The 18,023-nt window shown below is 73.3% G+C and carries 16 protein-coding genes; 11 read left to right on the top strand and 5 right to left on the bottom strand.

Annotated elements, in window-relative coordinates; genetic code table 11:
- Positions 1 to 140 precede the first annotated feature (140 nt).
- The gene (locus AB0912_RS22635) at positions 141 to 665 is read right to left on the bottom strand and encodes a PadR family transcriptional regulator (RefSeq protein ID WP_366702491.1); all 525 of its coding nucleotides are present in this window, start codon (positions 663 to 665) and stop codon (positions 141 to 143) included.
- 170 nt (positions 666 to 835) lie between these two features.
- On the opposite strand from AB0912_RS22635, the gene AB0912_RS22640 reads away from it, so the two are divergent.
- Positions 836 to 2,155 (top strand): MATE family efflux transporter, encoded by a 1,320-nt coding sequence (locus AB0912_RS22640; RefSeq protein ID WP_366702493.1) that lies wholly within the window; start codon positions 836 to 838, stop codon positions 2,153 to 2,155.
- Here the strand turns inward: AB0912_RS22640 and AB0912_RS22645 are convergent.
- On the bottom strand, positions 2,116 to 3,321 hold the full coding sequence (locus AB0912_RS22645; protein WP_366702495.1) for a glycosyltransferase family 87 protein: 1,206 nt from the start codon (positions 3,319 to 3,321) through the stop codon (positions 2,116 to 2,118). The two genes, AB0912_RS22640 and AB0912_RS22645, sit on opposite strands and share 40 nt — an antisense overlap.
- A 116-nt stretch (positions 3,322 to 3,437) precedes the next feature.
- Between AB0912_RS22645 and AB0912_RS22650 the strand changes: the two genes are divergently transcribed.
- Positions 3,438 to 4,580: a glycosyltransferase family 4 protein gene (locus AB0912_RS22650; protein WP_366702497.1), complete on the top strand. Its 1,143-nt coding sequence runs from the start codon at positions 3,438 to 3,440 to the stop codon at positions 4,578 to 4,580.
- 476 nt (positions 4,581 to 5,056) lie between these two features.
- On the opposite strand, the gene AB0912_RS22655 is transcribed toward AB0912_RS22650, so the two are convergent.
- A complete protein-coding gene (locus AB0912_RS22655; RefSeq protein WP_366702499.1) occupies positions 5,057 to 6,853 on the bottom strand; it encodes an AMP-dependent synthetase/ligase in 1,797 nt (598 codons plus the stop codon).
- 296 nt (positions 6,854 to 7,149) lie between these two features.
- Here AB0912_RS22655 and AB0912_RS22660 point away from each other — a divergent pair, with 296 nt between their 5' ends.
- The 6 genes from AB0912_RS22660 (at position 7,150) to AB0912_RS22685 (ending at position 12,732) form a co-directional block, all read left to right on the top strand.
- Complete coding sequence (locus AB0912_RS22660; protein WP_366702501.1) at positions 7,150 to 7,986, top strand: metallophosphoesterase; 837 nt, start codon at positions 7,150 to 7,152, stop codon at positions 7,984 to 7,986.
- 123 nt (positions 7,987 to 8,109) lie between these two features.
- Positions 8,110 to 8,550 (top strand): SRPBCC family protein, encoded by a 441-nt coding sequence (locus AB0912_RS22665; RefSeq protein WP_366702503.1) that lies wholly within the window; start codon positions 8,110 to 8,112, stop codon positions 8,548 to 8,550.
- 397 nt (positions 8,551 to 8,947) lie between these two features.
- Positions 8,948 to 10,117, top strand: a complete 1,170-nt coding sequence (locus tag AB0912_RS22670; protein WP_366702505.1) for an ArsA-related P-loop ATPase — start codon at positions 8,948 to 8,950, stop codon at positions 10,115 to 10,117.
- 122 nt (positions 10,118 to 10,239) lie between these two features.
- The gene (locus AB0912_RS22675) at positions 10,240 to 10,725 is read left to right on the top strand and encodes a DUF5304 domain-containing protein (protein WP_366702507.1); all 486 of its coding nucleotides are present in this window, start codon (positions 10,240 to 10,242) and stop codon (positions 10,723 to 10,725) included.
- A 54-nt stretch (positions 10,726 to 10,779) separates the two neighbouring features.
- The gene (locus AB0912_RS22680) at positions 10,780 to 11,733 is read left to right on the top strand and encodes an ROK family glucokinase (RefSeq protein ID WP_366702509.1); all 954 of its coding nucleotides are present in this window, start codon (positions 10,780 to 10,782) and stop codon (positions 11,731 to 11,733) included.
- 234 nt (positions 11,734 to 11,967) lie between these two features.
- Positions 11,968 to 12,732: an endonuclease/exonuclease/phosphatase family protein gene (locus AB0912_RS22685; RefSeq protein WP_366702511.1), complete on the top strand. Its 765-nt coding sequence runs from the start codon at positions 11,968 to 11,970 to the stop codon at positions 12,730 to 12,732.
- Between the two features lie 331 nt (positions 12,733 to 13,063).
- On the opposite strand, the gene AB0912_RS22690 is transcribed toward AB0912_RS22685, so the two are convergent.
- Together AB0912_RS22690 and AB0912_RS22695 are read right to left on the bottom strand one after the other, a co-directional pair.
- The gene (locus tag AB0912_RS22690; protein ID WP_366702587.1) at positions 13,064 to 13,681 is read right to left on the bottom strand and encodes a hypothetical protein; all 618 of its coding nucleotides are present in this window, start codon (positions 13,679 to 13,681) and stop codon (positions 13,064 to 13,066) included.
- Positions 13,682 to 13,865: 184 nt separating this feature from the next.
- Positions 13,866 to 14,675: an alpha/beta fold hydrolase gene (locus AB0912_RS22695; RefSeq protein ID WP_366702513.1), complete on the bottom strand. Its 810-nt coding sequence runs from the start codon at positions 14,673 to 14,675 to the stop codon at positions 13,866 to 13,868.
- Positions 14,676 to 14,831: 156 nt separating this feature from the next.
- Between AB0912_RS22695 and AB0912_RS22700 the strand changes: the two genes are divergently transcribed.
- The 3 genes from AB0912_RS22700 to AB0912_RS22710 all read left to right on the top strand — a co-directional run bounded on the left by AB0912_RS22700 (position 14,832) and on the right by AB0912_RS22710 (position 17,995).
- Positions 14,832 to 15,752: a 1-acyl-sn-glycerol-3-phosphate acyltransferase gene (locus tag AB0912_RS22700; protein ID WP_366702515.1), complete on the top strand. Its 921-nt coding sequence runs from the start codon at positions 14,832 to 14,834 to the stop codon at positions 15,750 to 15,752.
- A gap of 226 nt (positions 15,753 to 15,978) precedes the next feature.
- Complete coding sequence (locus tag AB0912_RS22705) at positions 15,979 to 17,202, top strand: DUF5931 domain-containing protein (protein WP_366702517.1); 1,224 nt, start codon at positions 15,979 to 15,981, stop codon at positions 17,200 to 17,202.
- Between the two features lie 145 nt (positions 17,203 to 17,347).
- Positions 17,348 to 17,995 (top strand): response regulator transcription factor, encoded by a 648-nt coding sequence (locus tag AB0912_RS22710; RefSeq protein WP_366702589.1) that lies wholly within the window; start codon positions 17,348 to 17,350, stop codon positions 17,993 to 17,995.
- Positions 17,996 to 18,023: the final 28 nt, after the last annotated feature.

Genomic DNA, 18,023 nt, shown 5'->3' on the forward strand with positions numbered 1-18,023 from the left:
ACGACGCGGGCAACTGGGCTGACCGGCTCAGGGGGTCGACGCGGGCAACTGGGCTGACCGGCTCAGGGGGTCGACGCGGGCAACTGGGCTGACCGGCTCAGGGGGTCGACGCGGGCAACTGGGCTGACCGGCCCGGCTGTTCAGCCGTCGAGGTGCTTGATCGCCTCCGTCAGCCAGGCCCGCTCCGCCTCGCCCGTCGCCCGGGCCACCCGCAGCATGCCCTGCCGGAACAGGTCCTCCGTCTCCTCCGCGCGCACCGGCCGGCCGTCCCGGTAGAAGAAGCTCGCCGGGGTCTCCAGGAACTCCAGACGGCGGCGCAGCACCGCCGCCTGCTCGCGGGGGCCGGGGAGGTGGCGCAGGAACGCCAGCAGGGTGTTGAAGCGCACCTGGTCGGTGATCTCGGCCTGCTTGGGCCGGCGCAGCCGCTCCAGCAGGTCCGCGCGGCCCGCCTCGGTGAGCGACAGCACCCGCCGCGGGGCCGCGCCGCTGCCGGGCTCGGTGTGCTGGTCGACCTTGCCCGCGGCGACCAGCCGGGTGATCGCCGGGTAGAGGGCGCCGTCGCTGACCGGGCGGACATGGCCGCTCAGCGCCTTGATGCGCTCCTTCAGCTCGTAGCCGTGCAGGGGTTCCTCGTACAGGAAGCCCAGGATCGACAGCTCCAGCACCGGCCCGCTCCTCCGCTCGTCGCCGCGCTCCCGCTCCTTGCGGGCGTACGGCGCTCATGGTACCTCTTGTCGAGCTACCTCGAATCGAGGTAGCTCGACACGAGGACTTCGCCCGTGCCGCCGGACCCGCCTCCGGGCCGGCGCCGGCCGGGCGACGTGAGGGAGTCCCCATGAACGCCCATCGCCGGCGCCTGACAGCGCTCGCGCGTCCCGTCTACTTCTCGCTGCTCGCCTCCGTCGCGGCCGGGATCATCAACACCGTGTGGGTCTCCCGGCTCGGCGGGGCCGCCGTCGCCGCCGTGGCCGTCGCGACCGGCACCGAGAACGTGCTGCTCGGCGTCGCCCTCGTCTTCGCCTCCGGCACCACCGTCCTGGTCGCGCACGCCCGCGGCGCCGAGGACCCCGGCGCGGTCAGATCGGCCGTACGCGGCGGCTGGGCCCTGTGCGCCCTGGTCACACCGGTGGTCGCGGCGGGCGGCTGGCTGCTGCGCGAACCGCTGGCCCGCCTGGTCCTCGCCGGCGATGGCGCCGCCCCGGGCCTCGCCGTCCAGTACTTCGCCGTCTCACTGCCCGGCATGGCCGTCTTCTACGTGCAGAACCTCGTCGACGGCATCCTGAAGGGCACCGGCGACACCCGCACCCCGATGCGCCTCGCCCTGCTGGCCAACGGCCTGATCCTCGGTGTCGACCCCTTCCTCATCCACGCCTACGGGGTCCGGGGCGCCGCCCTCTCCACCGTGCTGTGCCGGTGTGTGGCCCTGGCGGCGGGCCTGGTCGTCCTGCGCCGCAGCGCCCCGCCGGCCGAGGCCGCCGCCGCCCGCCCCGCCGAGGGCACCGGCGCCGCCCTGCGCCGCACTCTCACCACCGGCCTGCCCATGTCCGCCGACTTCACCGTGCGGCAGGGCGGCGCCCTGGTCCTGGTCGCCATCGTGGCCCGGATCGGCACGACGGCCGTCGCCGGCTACGCGATCGCCTACAAGGTCATGTACATCGCGACGATGGCCTTCTACGCGGTCCGGCAGGCCGCCGCGATCCACACCGCGCACACCCGGGGCGCGGGCCGGGACGAACGCGACGCGATCGGTCGGCAGGCCGTCCTCCTGTCGGGCACGGCCGGGCTGCTCGCCGCACTCCTCCTGGCCGCCCTCGCCCCCTGGATCATGCGGGCCTTCGGCGCCGGCCCCGCGGTCGCCCACGACGGCGCCCTGTTCCTCCGCTGCTTCGGCCCCTACCTGCTGCTGACGGCCTGCTTCATCGCCCTCGGCGGGGTCTACGAGGGCAGCGGCGGAGCGCCGGTCCTGCTGCGGGTGACGCTGGCCGGCACGGCGCTCCAGCTCCCGCTCGCCTACGCCCTGTCCGGGCTCGGCGCGCCCGGCATCTGCCTCGCCCTCGCGCTGTCCATGGCCGCGCAGTGCGCCGCCCTGCGGCTGTGGGCGGTGCGGGCCCGGCGTCAGGAGGACGCCAGGGGCTCCCTGGTGCGGGCCGTGTGAGCCGGCAGGTCTGGCGCCGCCCCGGAGACCGTGGACCGCCACAGCACCCGGGCGGCGAGCAGCGAGGCGGCCACCAGCAGTCCGTTGCGGACGACGAGCAAGGTGACGCCGAGCGCGTCGCTGGCCACCACGTCGGCGAAGTAGAGCGGGAACTCCAGCACCGTCACGAAGCACGCGATCAGCACCAGGGCCGCGGGCAGCGCCATCCGGCTCGCGCGGAAGCACAGGCAGACCGCGGCCAGTCCGACCAGCCACACCATGTACTGCGGGCTGATGACCCGGCTGGTCACGGTGAACATCAGGACCGCCACGAACGCGGCGTCCGCCAGGGTGTGCGGCAGGAACCGCCGGGCGCTCAGCCGCCACAGCAGCAGCCAGCCGAACGCCAGCGCGGTCAGCACCAGCGCCACCCCGCTCACCAGGTCGACGTACGGGCCGAGGAATTCCACCGAGCCGTAGTTCAGCAGCACCTGGCCGTTCCAGCCGTGGTGCCGGGCCACGTGGAAGACGAGGGAGCCGAGCGACTCCACCTCGGTGCCCCGGTCGCGCTGGAAGGTCAGGAAGGCGAACGCGCCCGGCATCGACAGCCAGAACACCCCGGCGATCACGGCCGCCGTCACGGCCGCCGACACCCAGGCCCGCCGCCGCACGGCACCGACGAGCAGCAGCACCGGCCACACCTTCACCATCGCGCCGACGGCCACCAGCGCTCCCGTCACCCGCGGATGCCGGGCCCCGGCCAGCAGCGCCGCCACCGCGACCGCCGTCACCATCAGGTCGTAGCGGGCGTACACGGTCGGGCCGAGCAGCGGCACGCCGACCACCCACACCCAGGTGCCGCGCCGCGTCCCGCCGGGCCGTGAAGCCGCGTACAGCAGCAGCGCGAACACCGCCAGGTCCGCGACGAAGGCCAGCACGAAGAAGGCGTGCGCGTAGTCCAGGAACGGCAGCAGGCCGGGGGAGAGGATCGCGAGGGCGGCGGCCGGCGGGTACTGCCAGGTGACGTCCTCGCGGGGGAAGGAGCCGTGCCGCAGGACGTCGTACCAGCCCTGGTAGATCACCGACACGTCACTCGTGACGTCCGGGCCGGGAAAGACGTACACCTTGGTCACGAAGAGCAGCAGCAGCACCCGGGTCAGGGCCCAGATCCCGAGCAGCGCGGCCATCCCGGACGCGGACCTCGCGCGACTAGCCCCCGTCATGCCCACCTGGCCCTCATCGTCCGGAATCCCTAGCGCGGCCGTGCCGACCAGTGAGTATAGGTTCGATAGTGTCGAACACGATGCACAAGACCCTGATCGTGACGAACGACTTCCCGCCCCGCCCCGGCGGCATCCAGGCCTTCCTGCACAACATGGCGCTGCGCCTGGACCCCGGGCAGATCGTCGTCTACGCCTCCACGTGGAAGCGCGGCCGGGAAGGCGCCGAGGCGACCGCCGCGTTCGACGCCGAGCAGCCCTTCACCGTCGTACGGGACCGCACCACCATGCTGCTCCCCACCCCCCGTGTCACCCGCCGCGCGGCCGGCCTGCTGCGCGAACACGGCTGTACGTCGGTGTGGTTCGGGGCCGCCGCCCCGCTCGGGCTGATGGCACCGGCGCTGCGCAGGGCCGGGGCGCGCCGCATCGTGGCGACCACACACGGGCACGAGGCCGGCTGGGCCCAGCTGCCCGCGGCCCGCACCCTGCTGCGCCGGATCGGCGAGTCCACCGACACGATCACCTATCTCGGCGAGTACACCCGCTCCCGGATCGCCTCCGCGCTGACGCCCGAGGCCGCCGCCCGCATGGTCCAGTTGCCGCCCGGCGTCGACGAGGGGACCTTCCACCCCGGTTCCGGCGGCGACGCCGTCCGCGCCCGGCTCGGCCTCACCGACCGCCCGGTCGTCGTCTGCGTCTCCCGGCTGGTCCCGCGCAAGGGCCAGGACACCCTGATCCGCGCGATGCCCCGGCTACTGGCCAAGCACCCGGACGCGGTGCTGCTGATCGTCGGCGGCGGCCCCTATGAGAAGGACCTGCGCGCCCTAGCCCGCGACACCGGGGTGGCCGCGTCGGTCCGCTTCACCGGGCCGGTGCCCTGGTCGGAGCTGCCCGCGCACTACGGCGCCGGGGACGTCTTCGCGATGCCGTGCCGTACCCGCCGGGGCGGCCTCGACGTCGAAGGGCTCGGCATCGTGTACCTGGAGGCGTCGGCGACGGGCCTTCCGGTGGTGGCCGGCGACTCCGGCGGGGCGCCCGACGCGGTCCTCGACGGCGAGACGGGCTGGGTCGTCCACGGCGACTCCCCCGAGGAGACCGCCGACCGCCTCACAACCCTCCTGGCCGACCCCGAACTCCGCCACCGCATGGGCGAACGGGGCCGAGCCTGGATCGAGGAGAAGTGGCGCTGGGACCTACTGGCAAAGCAACTACGCGAGCTGCTCTGACCCCAAGAAGCCCAAGAGGCCCAAGAAGAGGGGTCCCCCTTCGTGGAGCGGCCCCTTCAGGGGCGCGAGGAACTGCGCGAGCAACCACAACGACCGGCCCGCCGGGGAACGGACACGGCCCCCGCGGCGCGCCCCTTCAGGGGCGCGGGGAACTGCGCGAGCAACCACAACGACCGGCCCGCCGGGGAGCGGACACGGCCTCCACGGCGCGCCCCTTCAGGGGCGCGGGGAACTGCGCGAGCAACCACAACGAGCCGCCCGCCGGGGAGCGGACACGGCCTCCACGGCGCGCCCCTTCAGGGGCGCGGGGAACTGCGCGAGCAACCACAACGAGCCGCCCGCCCGGGAACGACACCCGCCCCCACGGCGCCCGTCGGCGAACACCAACCTCGCGGCGCAGCCGCAAAGGGACAGCGGCCGTAACCCTGCGCTCGGGCATCAGCCCCGATAAAGCGCATCAGCCCCGATAAAGCGCATCAGCCCCGATAAAGCGCCTCGATCTCGTTCGCGTAATCCTTGGCGACAACATTCCGCTTCAGCTTCAGCGACGGAGTCAAGTGCCCCGACTCCTCGGTGAACTGGTGCGCGAGGATACGGAACTTGCGCACCGACTCCGCCTTGGACACCGCAGCGTTGCCGTCGTCCACCGCGTCCTGGATGGCGGCGACCAGATCGGGGTCCTCACGCAGCGACGCCGCCGTCGAGCCGGCCGGCTTCCCGTGCTCCTCGGCCCACCGGCCCAGGAATTCCTCGTCGACGGTGACGAGCGCGCCCACGAACGGACGCCCGTCGCCGACCACCATGCACTCGGCGACCAGCGCGTGCGCGCGGATACGGTCCTCGATCACGGCCGGAGCGACGTTCTTGCCGCCGGCGGTGACGATGATCTCCTTCTTGCGGCCGGTGATCCGGAGGTAACCGTCCTCGTCGAGGGTGCCGATGTCACCGGTGTGGAACCAGCCGTCGGCGAGCGCCTCGGCGGTCGCGCCCTCGTTGTTCCAGTACTCCTTGAACAGGTGCTCGCCGTGCAGCAGCACCTCGCCGTCGTCGGCGATCCGGATCACGGAGCCGGGCAGCGGCTGGCCGACGGTGCCGATCTTCGTACGGTCCCAGGGGTTGAACGCGGTGGCCGCGCAGGACTCGGTGAGACCGTAGCCCTCCAGGACCGTGAAGCCGATGCCCCGGAAGAAGTGGCCGAGCCGCTCGCCCAGCGGGGCGCCGCCCGAGATCGCGTACTCGCCGCGCCCGCCGAGGACCGCCCGCAGCTTGCTGTAGACGAGCTTGTCGAACGTCTTGTACTTGATCCTCAGGCCGAGCGACGGCCCCGAGGGGGTGTCCAGCGCCCGGCTGTAGGCGATCGCCGTGTCCGCGGCCTTGTCGAAGATCTTGCCCTTGCCGTCCGCCTGGGCCTTGGCGCGCGCCGAGTTGTAGACCTTCTCGAAGACGCGCGGCACACCGAGGATCAGCGTGGGCCGGAACGCGGCCAGCTCGTCGGTGAGGTTCTTGATGTCCGGGACACAGCCCAGCTTGATCGGCGCCATCATCGGCGCGACCTGCACGAGCCGCCCGAAGACATGGGCCAGCGGCAGGAAGAGCAGCACCGAGCACTCGCCGGTACGGAACAGCGGGCGCAGCCGCTCCACGATGTTGCCGCACTCGGCGAAGAACGCGCGGTGGGTGAGAACACAGCCCTTGGGACGGCCCGTCGTCCCGGACGTGTAGACGATGGTCGCCGGGTCGTCGGCCTTGGCGAGCGAGCTGCGCTCCTCGACGGTCGCGTCGCTGACGTCCTGCCCGAGCCGCCCCAGCTCCTCGACCCCGCCGGCCTCGATCTGCCAGACGTGCTTGAGGGCGGGCAGATGGTCGCGCACCGACTCCACGGAGGCGGCGTGCGTCGGCAGCTCCACGATGCAGGCGGTGGCGCCCGAGTCGCCGAGGATCCACTGCACCTGCTCGGCGGAGCTGGTCTCGTACACCGGCACGGTGACCGCGCCGGCGCTCCAGATCGCGAAGTCGAGCAGCGTCCACTCGTAGCGGGTGCGGGACATCAGGCCGACCCGGTCACCGGGGCCCACGCCCGAGGCGATCAGGCCCTTGGCCACGGCGCGCACCTCGGCGAGGAAGGTGGTGGCGCTGACGTCCGTCCACGTTCCGCCGACCTTGCGGGCGATGACGGCGACGTCGGGATGCTGCGCGGCGTTTCTGCGGACGATGTCGGTGAGATTTCCGTCCGCAGGGACCTCGTACAAAGCCGGAAGGCTGAACTCGCGCAAGACTGCTGCTCCTCATAGGGCGCCGACGCCACGACTCTGTGTGATGCGACGGTGCGGTCCAAGGCTCGGGCAGGTACTCCGGAGATCACTGGTTGAAATCCTGAGTACGACTGGACTGCCCGGACGTTACCCGTCGGTATGGCCTCTTCGACAGGGGGGTCCAGCGAGATGTTCCATGCGTCACACGTGCTGGCGTTCCTTCGCGCACAGTAGTCCACGCCTTTCCCGACTAGCCAGTAATCGCAGGTCCGGCCGCCTCTGTTCACGTTTGCCGCACACGCCTACGCTTGATCGTCATGGCACCCACACCGTCCGGAAACCCGAGGACACGCGTACATGTGGTCAGCGACGTGCACGGCAACGCGCGGGACCTGGCCCGGGCCGGCGACGGCGCCGACGCGCTGGTCTGCCTCGGTGACCTGGTCCTCTTCCTGGACTACGCGGACCACTCCCGCGGCATCTTCCCGGACCTCTTCGGCGTGGAGAACGCCGACCGCATCGTCGAACTGCGTACCGCCCGCCGCTTCGAGGAGGCCCGCGAGTTCGGCGCCCGGCTGTGGGTGGGCATCGGCACCGAGCGGGCCACCGCCATCGAGAAGGCGGTGCGCAAGCAGTACGCCGAGCTGTTCGCCGCGTTCCCCATGCCGACGTACGCCACCTACGGCAATGTCGACATGCCGAACCTGTGGCCGGAGTACGCCGGACCCGGCACGACCGTCCTCGACGGCGAGCGCGTGGAGATCGGGGGCCGGGTGTTCGGCTTCGTCGGCGGCGGCCTGCGGACACTGATGCTCCCCCCTGCTGGCAGCTCCGTTCGAGCAGGGGGGACCCCCCTGCCGTACGAGATCAGCGACGAGGAGTACGCGGCCAAGATCGAGGCGGTCGGCGAGGTCGACGTGCTCTGCACGCACATCCCGCCGGAGGTCCCGGAGCTGCTCTACGACACCGTGGCGCGCCGTTTCGAGCGGGGCTCGCGCGCGCTGCTGGACGCGATCCGGCGCACCCGCCCCCGTTACGCGCTCTTCGGCCACGTCCACCAGCCGCTCGCCCGGCGGATGCGCGTCGGGGCCACGGAGTGCGTGAACGTCGGGCACTTCGCGAGTTCGGGGCGGCCCTGGGTGCTGGAGTGGTGAGCCGCGCCGGTGGGGAACGCCGGGCGGGGTGACGGCGGCCGTGGCTGTGCGCGGTAGCCTTCACGCTGCACAGACGTGCGCACCACCCTCCCTCACCGGACCGCATCTGGAGGAGCCACCGCGATGGCGGAACACACCAGTTCGAGCATCACGATCCAGGCGGCACCGGAGGAGGTCATGGCGGTGATCGCCGACTTCGCCCGGTATCCGGACTGGACGGGTGAGGTGAAGGAGGCCGAGGTGCTGGCCACGGACGCGCGGGGGCGGGCCGAACAGGTGCGGCTCGTCATGGACGCCGGGGCGATCAAGGACGACCAGACGCTCGGATACACCTGGACCGGCGATCACGAGGTCTCCTGGACCCTGGTCAAGTCCCAGATGCTGCGGTCCCTCGACGGGTCGTATCTTCTGCGGGCCGCGGGGGCGGGGGCGACCGAGGTCACCTACCGGCTCACCGTCGACGTCAAGATCCCGATGCTCGGGATGATCAAGCGCAAGGCCGAGAAGGTCATCATCGACCGTGCCCTGGCCGGCCTGAAGAAGCGCGTCGAGGAAACTCCCTAGCCGCCCAAGAGCGCCCGCGTTCCCGGCCACCCCCTCCGCCCCGGCCCCTGCGCGAGCCCCCGCCGGAGAGGCCCCAGCTTTCTTCACCCCCCCTCCGCCCCTACCCGTCCCGTACCCGGGGCTCCGCCTACCCGGGGCTCCGCTTACCTGGGGCTCCGCCTACCGGGGCTCCGCCTACCCGGGGCTCCGCTTACCTGGGGCTCCGCCTACCGGGGCTCCGCCTACCCGGGGCTCCGCCTACCGGGGCTCCGTCTACCCGGGGCTCCGCCCCAGACCCCCCTCCTCAGACGCCGGAGGGGCCGAACGACTCTGCCCGCACCCGGCATCCGGCACGGACCCCGCCCACCCACCTCGTCCCAGATCGGCCCCAGGCCAGGTACCGGTAGCGTTCACCCCCATGCGCACCATCCTGTTCACCGGCCAAGGCGGCACCGGCCGTACCACCGTCGCCGCGGCCACCGCGCTGCACGCGGCCCGCGAGGGCACCCGCACCCTGGTGCTCACCGCCGACCGCACCGACACCCTCGGCGCCGTCCTCGGCGTCCCCACCGGCCCGGACCCGGTGGAAGCCGCCCCCGGCCTCACCGCCTGGCGCCCCGACGCCGCCGCCCGTTTCCGCGAGGACCTCACCGCCTTCCAGCAGCGCGCCACCACCGCCCTCGACCTGCTCGGCGCCTCCCGCCTGGACGCCGAGGAGGTCACCCCGCTGCCCGGCGCCGAGGAGCTGGCCCTGCTCAGGGCGCTGCGCGACGCCGCGCTCTCCGACGCGTACGGCCTCCTCGTGGTGGACCTCCCGCCCGCCCCCCAGGCCCTCGCCCTCCTCGCCCTGCCCGAGGAACTCCGCCGCTACCTGCGCCGCCTGCTCCCGCCCGAACGCCAGGCCGCCCGCGCCCTGCGCCCCGTCCTCGGCCGGCTCGCCGGCCTCCCGATGCCCGCCGAGTGGCTGTACGAGACGGCCGCGCGCTGGGACGTCGAGCTGGCCGCCGCGCAGGCCGTCGTCGAGGACCGCGCCACGACCGTACGGCTGGTCGCCGAGCCCGGTCCGGCGGGCGCCGACGCCGTCCGCACCGCGGCCACCGCCCTCGCGCTGCGCGGACTGCCGGTCGACACGGTGGTGGCGAACCGGGTGCTGCCGGGCGCCACGAACGACACCTGGCTCGCGGCCCTCGCCGCCCAGCAGCGCAAGACCCTGGACGAGTGGCGGGACACGTACGGCCTCCACGAGGTCCCGCACGCCGGCCACGACCCGCGCGGCACCCACGACCTCGCCGCGCTCCCCGTCCCGGGCGTCAACACGGCGCCCATCCCCGTCGAGTGGCCGGTGACCGACCACCTCGCCGACGACGGCGTCCTCGTCTGGCACATCCCGCTGCCCGGCGCGATACGCGACGAGCTGGACCTCATCCGGCGCGGCGACGAACTCGTCGTCAGCGTCGGCGCGTTCCGCCGGATCGTGCCGCTGCCGTCCGCGCTGCGCCGGTGCACCGTGGCGGGCGCCGCCCTGCGCGAGGGCGAACTGCGCATCCGCTTCGCCCCGGACCCCGGCCTGTGGCCGAGCGGGAGGTGACCGGGCGGGCGACGAGGTGGCCGGGAGACGCGCCCCGGCCCGATCCGCGACGCCGCGACCGTGAACGGCGTACCGCCGTTCGGGTAACGTCGAAGGCACGAACACGTAGGCAGGAGTCCGCCATGAGCGAAGAGCGCCCCCCATCCGACGCCGCTCAGGAGGAGACGGCCGACGAGGTGCGCGTCGACGAGGCGCCCGCGACGGACGACGACGCCTGGGCGACGGCGTGCGCCGAGGACCTCGCGGCGGAGCAGGCCCGCCGCCGCACCCAGCACGGCCCGCCCCCCGGCTCCGCCGCCGAGGAACTGCGCAGACTCGTCGACGCCGTCGCAGACAGGCTCTCCGGGATCCAGTCGCCGCTGTTCGGCGCGGTCGCCTCCGGCACCGCCCAGCAGATGGTCAGCCAGGTCGTCCAGCAGGCCAGGGCGGCCGTGGAACCGGTACTGGAGCGCAATCCGGACGTCTTCGACCATCTCGCCGCCGCCGGCTCCGAACTGCTCGCCGCCTACCGTTCGGCCGTCGAGACCCAGGAGCGCCGCTGGACCGCCCGGGGCACGGGAACCCGCGACGAGGAGCCCGGTCCGGGGGAACACATCGACTTGGACTAAAGGCCCCTCGGGTACGGTTGGCCGTAGCGGGGCTCGACCGAAACTGAGGGATTCATGGGACTCACCATCGGCGTCGATATCGGCGGCACGAAGATCGCGGCCGGTGTGGTCGACGAGGAAGGCAACATCCTCTCGACGCACAAGGTGCCGACTCCCAGCACGCCGCAGGCCATCGTGGACGCCATCGCCTCGGCCGTGGAGGGCGCGCGCGCCGGTCACGACATCGTAGGCGTCGGCATCGGCGCCGCCGGATACGTGAACCGCCAGCGCTCGACGGTGTACTTCGCGCCGAACATCGACTGGCGTCAGGAGCCGCTCAAGGCCGAGGTCGAGCAGCGCGTCGGCCTGCCCGTCGTCGTGGAGAACGACGCGAACGCGGCGGCCTGGGGCGAGTACAAGTTCGGTGCGGGCAAGGGGCACCGCAACGTCATCTGCATCACCCTGGGCACCGGCCTCGGCGGCGGCATCATCATCGGCAACAAGCTGCGCCGAGGGCACTTCGGGGTGGCCGCCGAGTTCGGCCACATCCGGATGGTCCCGGACGGCCTGCTGTGCGGCTGCGGTTCGCAGGGCTGCTGGGAGCAGTACGCGTCCGGGCGCGCCCTCGTCCGCTACGCCAAGCAGCGGGCCAACGCCACCCCGGAGGCGGCGGAGGTCCTGCTGGGCCTCGGCGACGGCACCCCCGACGGCATCGAGGGCAAGCACATCTCGATGGCGGCCCGGCAGGGCGACCCGGTGGCGGTGGACTCCTACCGTGAGCTGGCCCGCTGGGCCGGCGCGGGTCTCGCCGACCTCGCCTCGCTGTTCGACCCGTCCGCCTTCATCGTCGGCGGCGGCCTCTCGGACGAGGGCGAGCTGGTCCTCGACCCGATCCGCAAGTCGTACAAGCGCTGGCTGGTGGGCGGCAACTGGCGCCCGGTGGCCGACGTGATCGCCGCCCAGCTCGGCAACAAGGCGGGCCTGGTGGGCGCGGCCGACCTCGCCCGCGAGCCCGACCCGATCATGTAGCACCCCCCAGCACACACGCCGCCCGCCGAGTCCCAGGACCCGGCGGGCGCCGTCATTCCCGCGCGGGGACCCGACCCGCCCGACCACCTCGCCGTCCGCCGACCGACTCCCCCCCCCGGCGTCCGCCTGCCGACCGGCCTGCCCCGGCGGGTGCCTTGCCGGCACCCCTCCCAGTCCACCTCGGTGTCGGACTTTCCACCGGACCGCGCGGTCACAGCGCGTATCTTGATCGCCATGCCGACCAGCCCCACCGCCAGTCCGCTGCCCGTCTCCCGTACCGAACCCGACGGTTCGGCCGTGATCCGGGTGCTCAGCTACAACATCCGCTCGATGCGCGACGACACCGCGGCCCTCGCCCGGGTGATCACCGCCTGCGCGCCGGATCTCGTCCTGATCCAGGAGGCGCCGCGCTTCTTCCGCTGGCGCAAGAAGCTCGCGCGTCTGGCCGCGGCCTCCGGGCAGGTCGTACTGGCCGGGGGCGCCACCACCTCGGGGCCGGCGCTGCTGTGCTCGCTGCGGGCCACCGTCGAGCGCACCGAGGACGTGCTGCTCCCGAGGATGCCGGGCCGGCACCGGCGCGGCTTCGCCACCGCGGTGGTCCGTTTCGGGGGAGCGCGGCTCGGCGTGCTGAGCTGCCACCTGTCGCTGCACAAGGACGAGCGAGCGGCGCACGGAGCCCTGCTGGTCGACCGACTGGCCGACCTGGGCACCCCGTACGCCGTCGCGGGCGGTGACATCAACGAACGTCCGAACGGCCCGACCTTCCGCCGCCTCGCCGCCGCCCTCCAGGACTGCTGGGTGACCCGGCCGTGGGGCGGCGAGCACACCTGGACACGGACCGAGCCGCACCGCCGTATCGACGCGATCTTCGCCACCCCCGGCGTCGAGGTCCTCGGCTGCGGCGTACCGCTCGACCTGCCCGGCATCACCGGGACGGACCTGAGAACAGCGACGGACCACCTCCCCGTACTCGCCGCCCTCAGAGTGCCCGCGTCCTAGTCTCTCCGCACAGCCGGCGGGCCGCGCGCGCCACGGCCGCCCACCCGGCCCGCTCCCGGTTCCGCGGATCGGCCAGTGACCAGGCCGCGCACAGACAGCGCGGCGGACGACCGGAAACGCAGGGGAAGCCGGACACGCCCGCACAGCGGACGCCAGGCCGACGCTGTTTGCCGTCTCGGTGCTCGCCGCGTTGCCGAGGACGTCGACGGCCTGGCGCTGGAGCGGAGTCGGACGTGGGCGTAGACGCTGGTGTGGGCGTGGCGGAGGAGTTCCTCGATGGCGACGAGTTCGACGCCCTGTTCCAGGAGCAGGGTGGCGGCGGGGCCCGGGTTCAGACCACCGCGCCGCGGCCCGGGTCGTCCAGGTCGTCGTCGTCGCTCTGCATCCGCATCACCAGCGTCGCGAAACCGCCGACGAAGCCGCCGATGCCGAGGGTGCTGAGCCACCACGTCATGTCCCAGCCGAGCAGCACGGCGAGCAGCAGCAGGACGGGGCCGCCGAGCACGCCGAGCCAGGCGAACTTGGCCGTCGTGTCCCCGGCCGGCAGCGGGGGCGGCTCGGGCGGTACGAAGTGGCCCTCGTCGTCCTCGTCGGACGGCTCGGCGGGCGTGTGGTCCCGCGGTCCCGCGAGGCCCCCCACACCGGGTGCGAAGGCGACCGAGCCGCCCAGCGGCTTGACGGACGGCGGCTTGTCGCCGGTGGCGGTGTCCGGCCCGGACGCGGCGGCCTCGTCCTCGCCGGCGTCCCCCTCGCCCGTACCGTCCGCGTCCCGCTTGCCGCGCCCGGCACCGGCGGCGCCGTCGGGATCGTCGGGGCCGTCGTTCGTCTCCGGTTCGAGCAGCGCCAGGTCCTCCACGGACTTGAACGGCTTCGCGCCGGGCGGGTCCGGCGGCTCCTCGCCGTATCCCTCGACGATGGACTTCCAGGCGGCCTCCTCGTCGAACGGCACGCCCTGCTCACCGCCGGGGGTCTCCTCGCGCGCGCCGTCACCCGGGGCCTCCGCGCGGGCGTCACCGAGCGGCTCGCCGAGCGGTTCGGCGCGGGACTCCCCGAGCCCCTCCCCGAGCGCCCCGTCGAGGGGCTCGCCCACGGGTACGCCCTTCTCCTCGGAATCGCCGCGGTCCGCGTCCTGCTCAGCCACCGGCTGCCGTCCCTTCCTGCCGACCCACCTGACCCGGGCCGGCGTCCTTGCCCGCTCCGGGAGCGAGCCGGGTGACGAAGGCGTAGCTCTCCTCGAAGATCCGGTCCGCGTCGTGGTCCAACGTCGCGACGTGGTAGCTCTGTTCCAGGACCGACTCGGTCACGTCCGTGGACGACACCCGGCTGAGGATGCGGGCGGAGTCGGCGGGGGAGACCACATGGTCCCGGAGGCTGTGCAGCAGCAGGAGCGGCTGGGTGACCTGCGGCAGCTCCGCGTCCACGACGGCGCACAGCTTCCGCATCGAGTGGGCGGCGTGCAGCGGCACGCGCGTGTACCCCAGTTCCTCGGAGCCCTCCTTCGCGATGTCGCTCGCGATGCCCTTCGTGGAGGGCACGAGATGACGGATCACCGGCAGGGCGCGCGCCGCCAGACCGTGCACCTTGTTCAGCGGGTTGACGACCACGACGCCGCTGATCTCGTCGCCGTGCCGCGCGGCGAGCCGCAGGGCCAGCGCGCCGCCCATGGAGAGCCCGAACACGAAGACCCGAGAGCACCGCTCACGCAGGGCGCGCAGCTCGCGGTCGACCTCCGCGTACCAGTCCTGCCAGCCGGTGAGCTGCATGTCCTCCCAGCGGGTGCCGTGCCCGGGCAGCAGGGGCAGCGCGACGGTGAGGCCGCGCTCCGCCAGGTACTGCGCCCAGGGGCGCAGCGACTGCGGGGAGCCCGTGAAACCGTGGCAGAGGAGGACGCCGACCTCTCCGCCCTCGTGGCGGAACGGCTCGGCTCCAGGAAGGACCGGCACCTCGGTCTCCTGTTCATGAGAAGGGCGGGAACGACTCCGGGGCCTTCACCGTACGCGACGGTCCTGACACCGACCAGGGTCGTCGGGGCCTTTGACAGTGCTCCGGGTTAAGGTCTGATCCACGACACAGGAGGCACACGGGTGATCTACGGCGCAATGAAGTTTTCCATCGGAGGGTCACTGAAGCTCGCCTTCAGGCCCTGGGTGGAAGGCCTCGAGAACATCCCTGCCGAGGGGGCCGCCATTCTGGCGAGCAATCACCTGTCGTTCTCGGACTCCTTCTTCCTCCCCGCGGTCCTCGACCGCAAGGTCACCTTCATCGCGAAGGCCGAGTACTTCACGACGCCCGGCCTCAAGGGGCGGATGACCGCCGCCTTCTTCAAGGGCGTCGGCCAGCTCCCGGTGGACCGCTCGGGCGCCCGCGGCGCGGGTGAGGCGGCCGTCAAGAGCGGCATCGACGTGATCGAGCGCGGCGAGCTGTTCGGCATCTACCCGGAGGGCACCCGCTCGCCCGACGGCCGGCTCTACCGGGGCAAGCCCGGCGGCCTCGCGCGCGTGGCCCTCGCCACCGGCGCGCCCGTCATCCCCGTCGCGATGATCGACACCGAGAAGATCCAGCCGCCGGGGAAGGTGATGCCCAAGCTGATGCGTCCGGGCATCCGCATCGGCAAGCCGCTGGACTTCAGCCGGTACAACGGCATGGAGCACGACCGTTTCGTACTCCGCGCGGTGACCGACGAGGTCATGTACGAGATCATGAAGCTCTCCGGCCAGGAGTACGTCGACATCTACGCGACGGCCGCCAAGCGGCAGATCGCGGAAGCGGCCAAGGCCGAGAAGGAAGCGGAGAAGGCCGAGAAGGCGGAGAAGGCTGCGCTCGCGCAGGCCGAGAAGCAGGCGGCGGAAGCCGCGGCGCGGCCCGAGGAGCAGCAGCCCGCCGAGCAGCCGGCCCCCGAGCAGCAGCCCGCCGAGCAGCCGGCCCCCGAGCAGCAGCCGTCCGAGGAGCAGCCCGCCGGCGATCCGGCCCCCGAGCGGGAGACCGCGGAGGACAGCGAGCACAAGGGCGCCCAGCGGTAGCGACCGCGAGGGCGTCGAGCGAGGGCGCCCGGCGGTGGCGGTCGCGAGGGCGCCCGGCGGGAGGGCGTAGGGCGGCGGGCCCGCCGCCCGGCGGACCTCCGGCGGCCTCCGTTGGCCTCCGGCGGTCCTCCGGCGGGCGGCGGTAGGCCAGGCGGACCGGCGTGGTGGGAACGTTCCGGCCGCCGGAAGCGTCCGTCTGGACGTCGGCAGTGTGGGGTGGGGGAGCATGGCCAAGCGCGAGAGAGTCATGAGGATGTCGGTCGAGCAGCCGCTGTGGCGTGCCCTGACCGCCTACCGGGTGCTCACCATGTTCTACGCGGTCGGCCTGTTCGCCACCGCGTACGACGAGTTCGAGCGCCCCTGGGTGGCCGTCACCTACTTCGCCGTGCTGTTCGTCTGGACCCTGGCCACCCTCCCGAGGGTCTCCGGCGCGGTCCACTGCACCAAGCCGTTCCTCGCCGCCGACCTCACCGTGGCGCTCGCCGGCATCATGCTCACCCGCGTCGCCGACGCCGGAGCGCGCATCGACGCGGGCGGTCCTACGCTGCCGTCGATATGGACGGCCGGCGCCGTGCTGGCGTTCGCGATCAAGGGCGGCTGGCGCTGGGCCGCGTTCGCCTCCACGCTCGTCGCGGTGGCCAACCTCGCCGAGCGCGGCGCCCCCACCCGCGACACCGTGCACAACGTGATCCTCGTCTGGGTCGCCTCCATCGCCATCGGCTACGTCGTCGAGGTGGCCCGCGCCTCCGAGCGCACCCTCGCCCGCGCCCTGGAGATCGAGGCCGCCACCCGCGAACGCGAGCGGCTCGCCCGGGACATCCACGACGGCGTGCTCCAGGTCCTCGCGATGGTGCAGCGGCGCGGCAGCGCGCTCGGCGGCGAGGCGGCCGAGCTGGGCCGGATGGCGGGCGAGCAGGAGGTCGCGCTGCGCACGCTGGTGTCGGGCGGCATGGTGCCCGTCTCCCGGGTGTCGGAGGACGCCGCCCTCGGCGCGCTGGTCCGGGCCGTGGACGAACCCGACACGGAGGACTCCGCGGGCCCCGTCGACCTGCGCTCCCTGCTCGCCCCGTACGCCACCGCGCGCGTCACCTTCTCCGAACCCGGCGCCCCGGTGCCGCTCGACCCCGCAGCCGCCCGCGAGCTGGCCGCGGCCGTCGGCGCCGCGCTGGACAACGTCCGCCGGCACGTCGGCGGGGACGCCCGGGCCTGGATCCTGGTCGAGGACGAGCCGGACGAGGTGGTCGTGACCGTACGCGACGACGGGCCCGGCATCCCGGAGGGCCGGCTCGCCCAGGCCGAGGGCGAGGGCCGGCTCGGGGTGGCGCTGTCGATCCGCGGACGGCTGCGCGACCTGGGCGGCACGGCGGAGCTGGTGTCGGTCCCGGGGCAGGGCACCGAGGTCGAGCTGAAGGTACCGAAGGTCTCACGGGGAAAGGCGAGCACACGATGACGGACACGAGGGGACGGCGATGACGGGCGGCACGGCCGAGGAGCGGCGGACGGGCGAGGGGCGGCGGACGGGCGAGGGGCGGCGGACGGGCGAGGGGCGGCGGACGGGCGAGGAGCGGCGGACGGGCGAGGGGCCCGTGAAGGTCATGGTGGTGGACGACCACCCGATGTGGCGGGACGCCGTCGCCCGGGACCTGGAGGCCGCCGGGTTCGACGTGGTCGCCACCGCGGGCGACGGCGAGCAGGCCGTGCGCCGCGCGCTGGCCGCGGCACCCGACGTCCTGGTCCTCGACCTGAACCTGCCCGCCAAGCCCGGCGTCCAGGTCTGCCGGGAACTGGTCGGCGCCGACCCCTCCCTGCGGGTCCTCGTCCTGTCGGCCAGCGGCGAGCACGCCGACGTCCTGGAGGCGGTGAAGTCCGGCGCGACCGGCTACCTCCTCAAGTCGGCGTCCACCGAGGAGCTGACCGACGCGGTGCGCCGGACGGCCGTCGGGGACCCGGTGTTCACCCCCGGCCTCGCGGGCCTGGTGCTCGGCGAGTACCGCAGGCTGGCCACCGAGCCGGTCACCGCGGCGGGACCCGACGAGCCGCGTGCCCCACAGCTCACCGATCGCGAGACCGAGGTGCTGCGGCTGGTCGCCAAGGGCCTGAGCTACAAGCAGATCGCCGAGCGTCTGGTCATCTCGCACCGCACGGTCCAGAACCACGTGCAGAACACCCTGGGCAAGCTCCAGCTCCACAACCGGGTCGAGCTGGTCCGCTACGCCATCGAACGCGGCCTGGACGACGCGTAAACCGCCCGATATCCACCCGATGCGCTCC

It is taken from the genome of Streptomyces sp. NPDC007084, assembly GCF_040703595.1.
Taxonomy (GTDB): domain Bacteria; phylum Actinomycetota; class Actinomycetes; order Streptomycetales; family Streptomycetaceae; genus Streptomyces.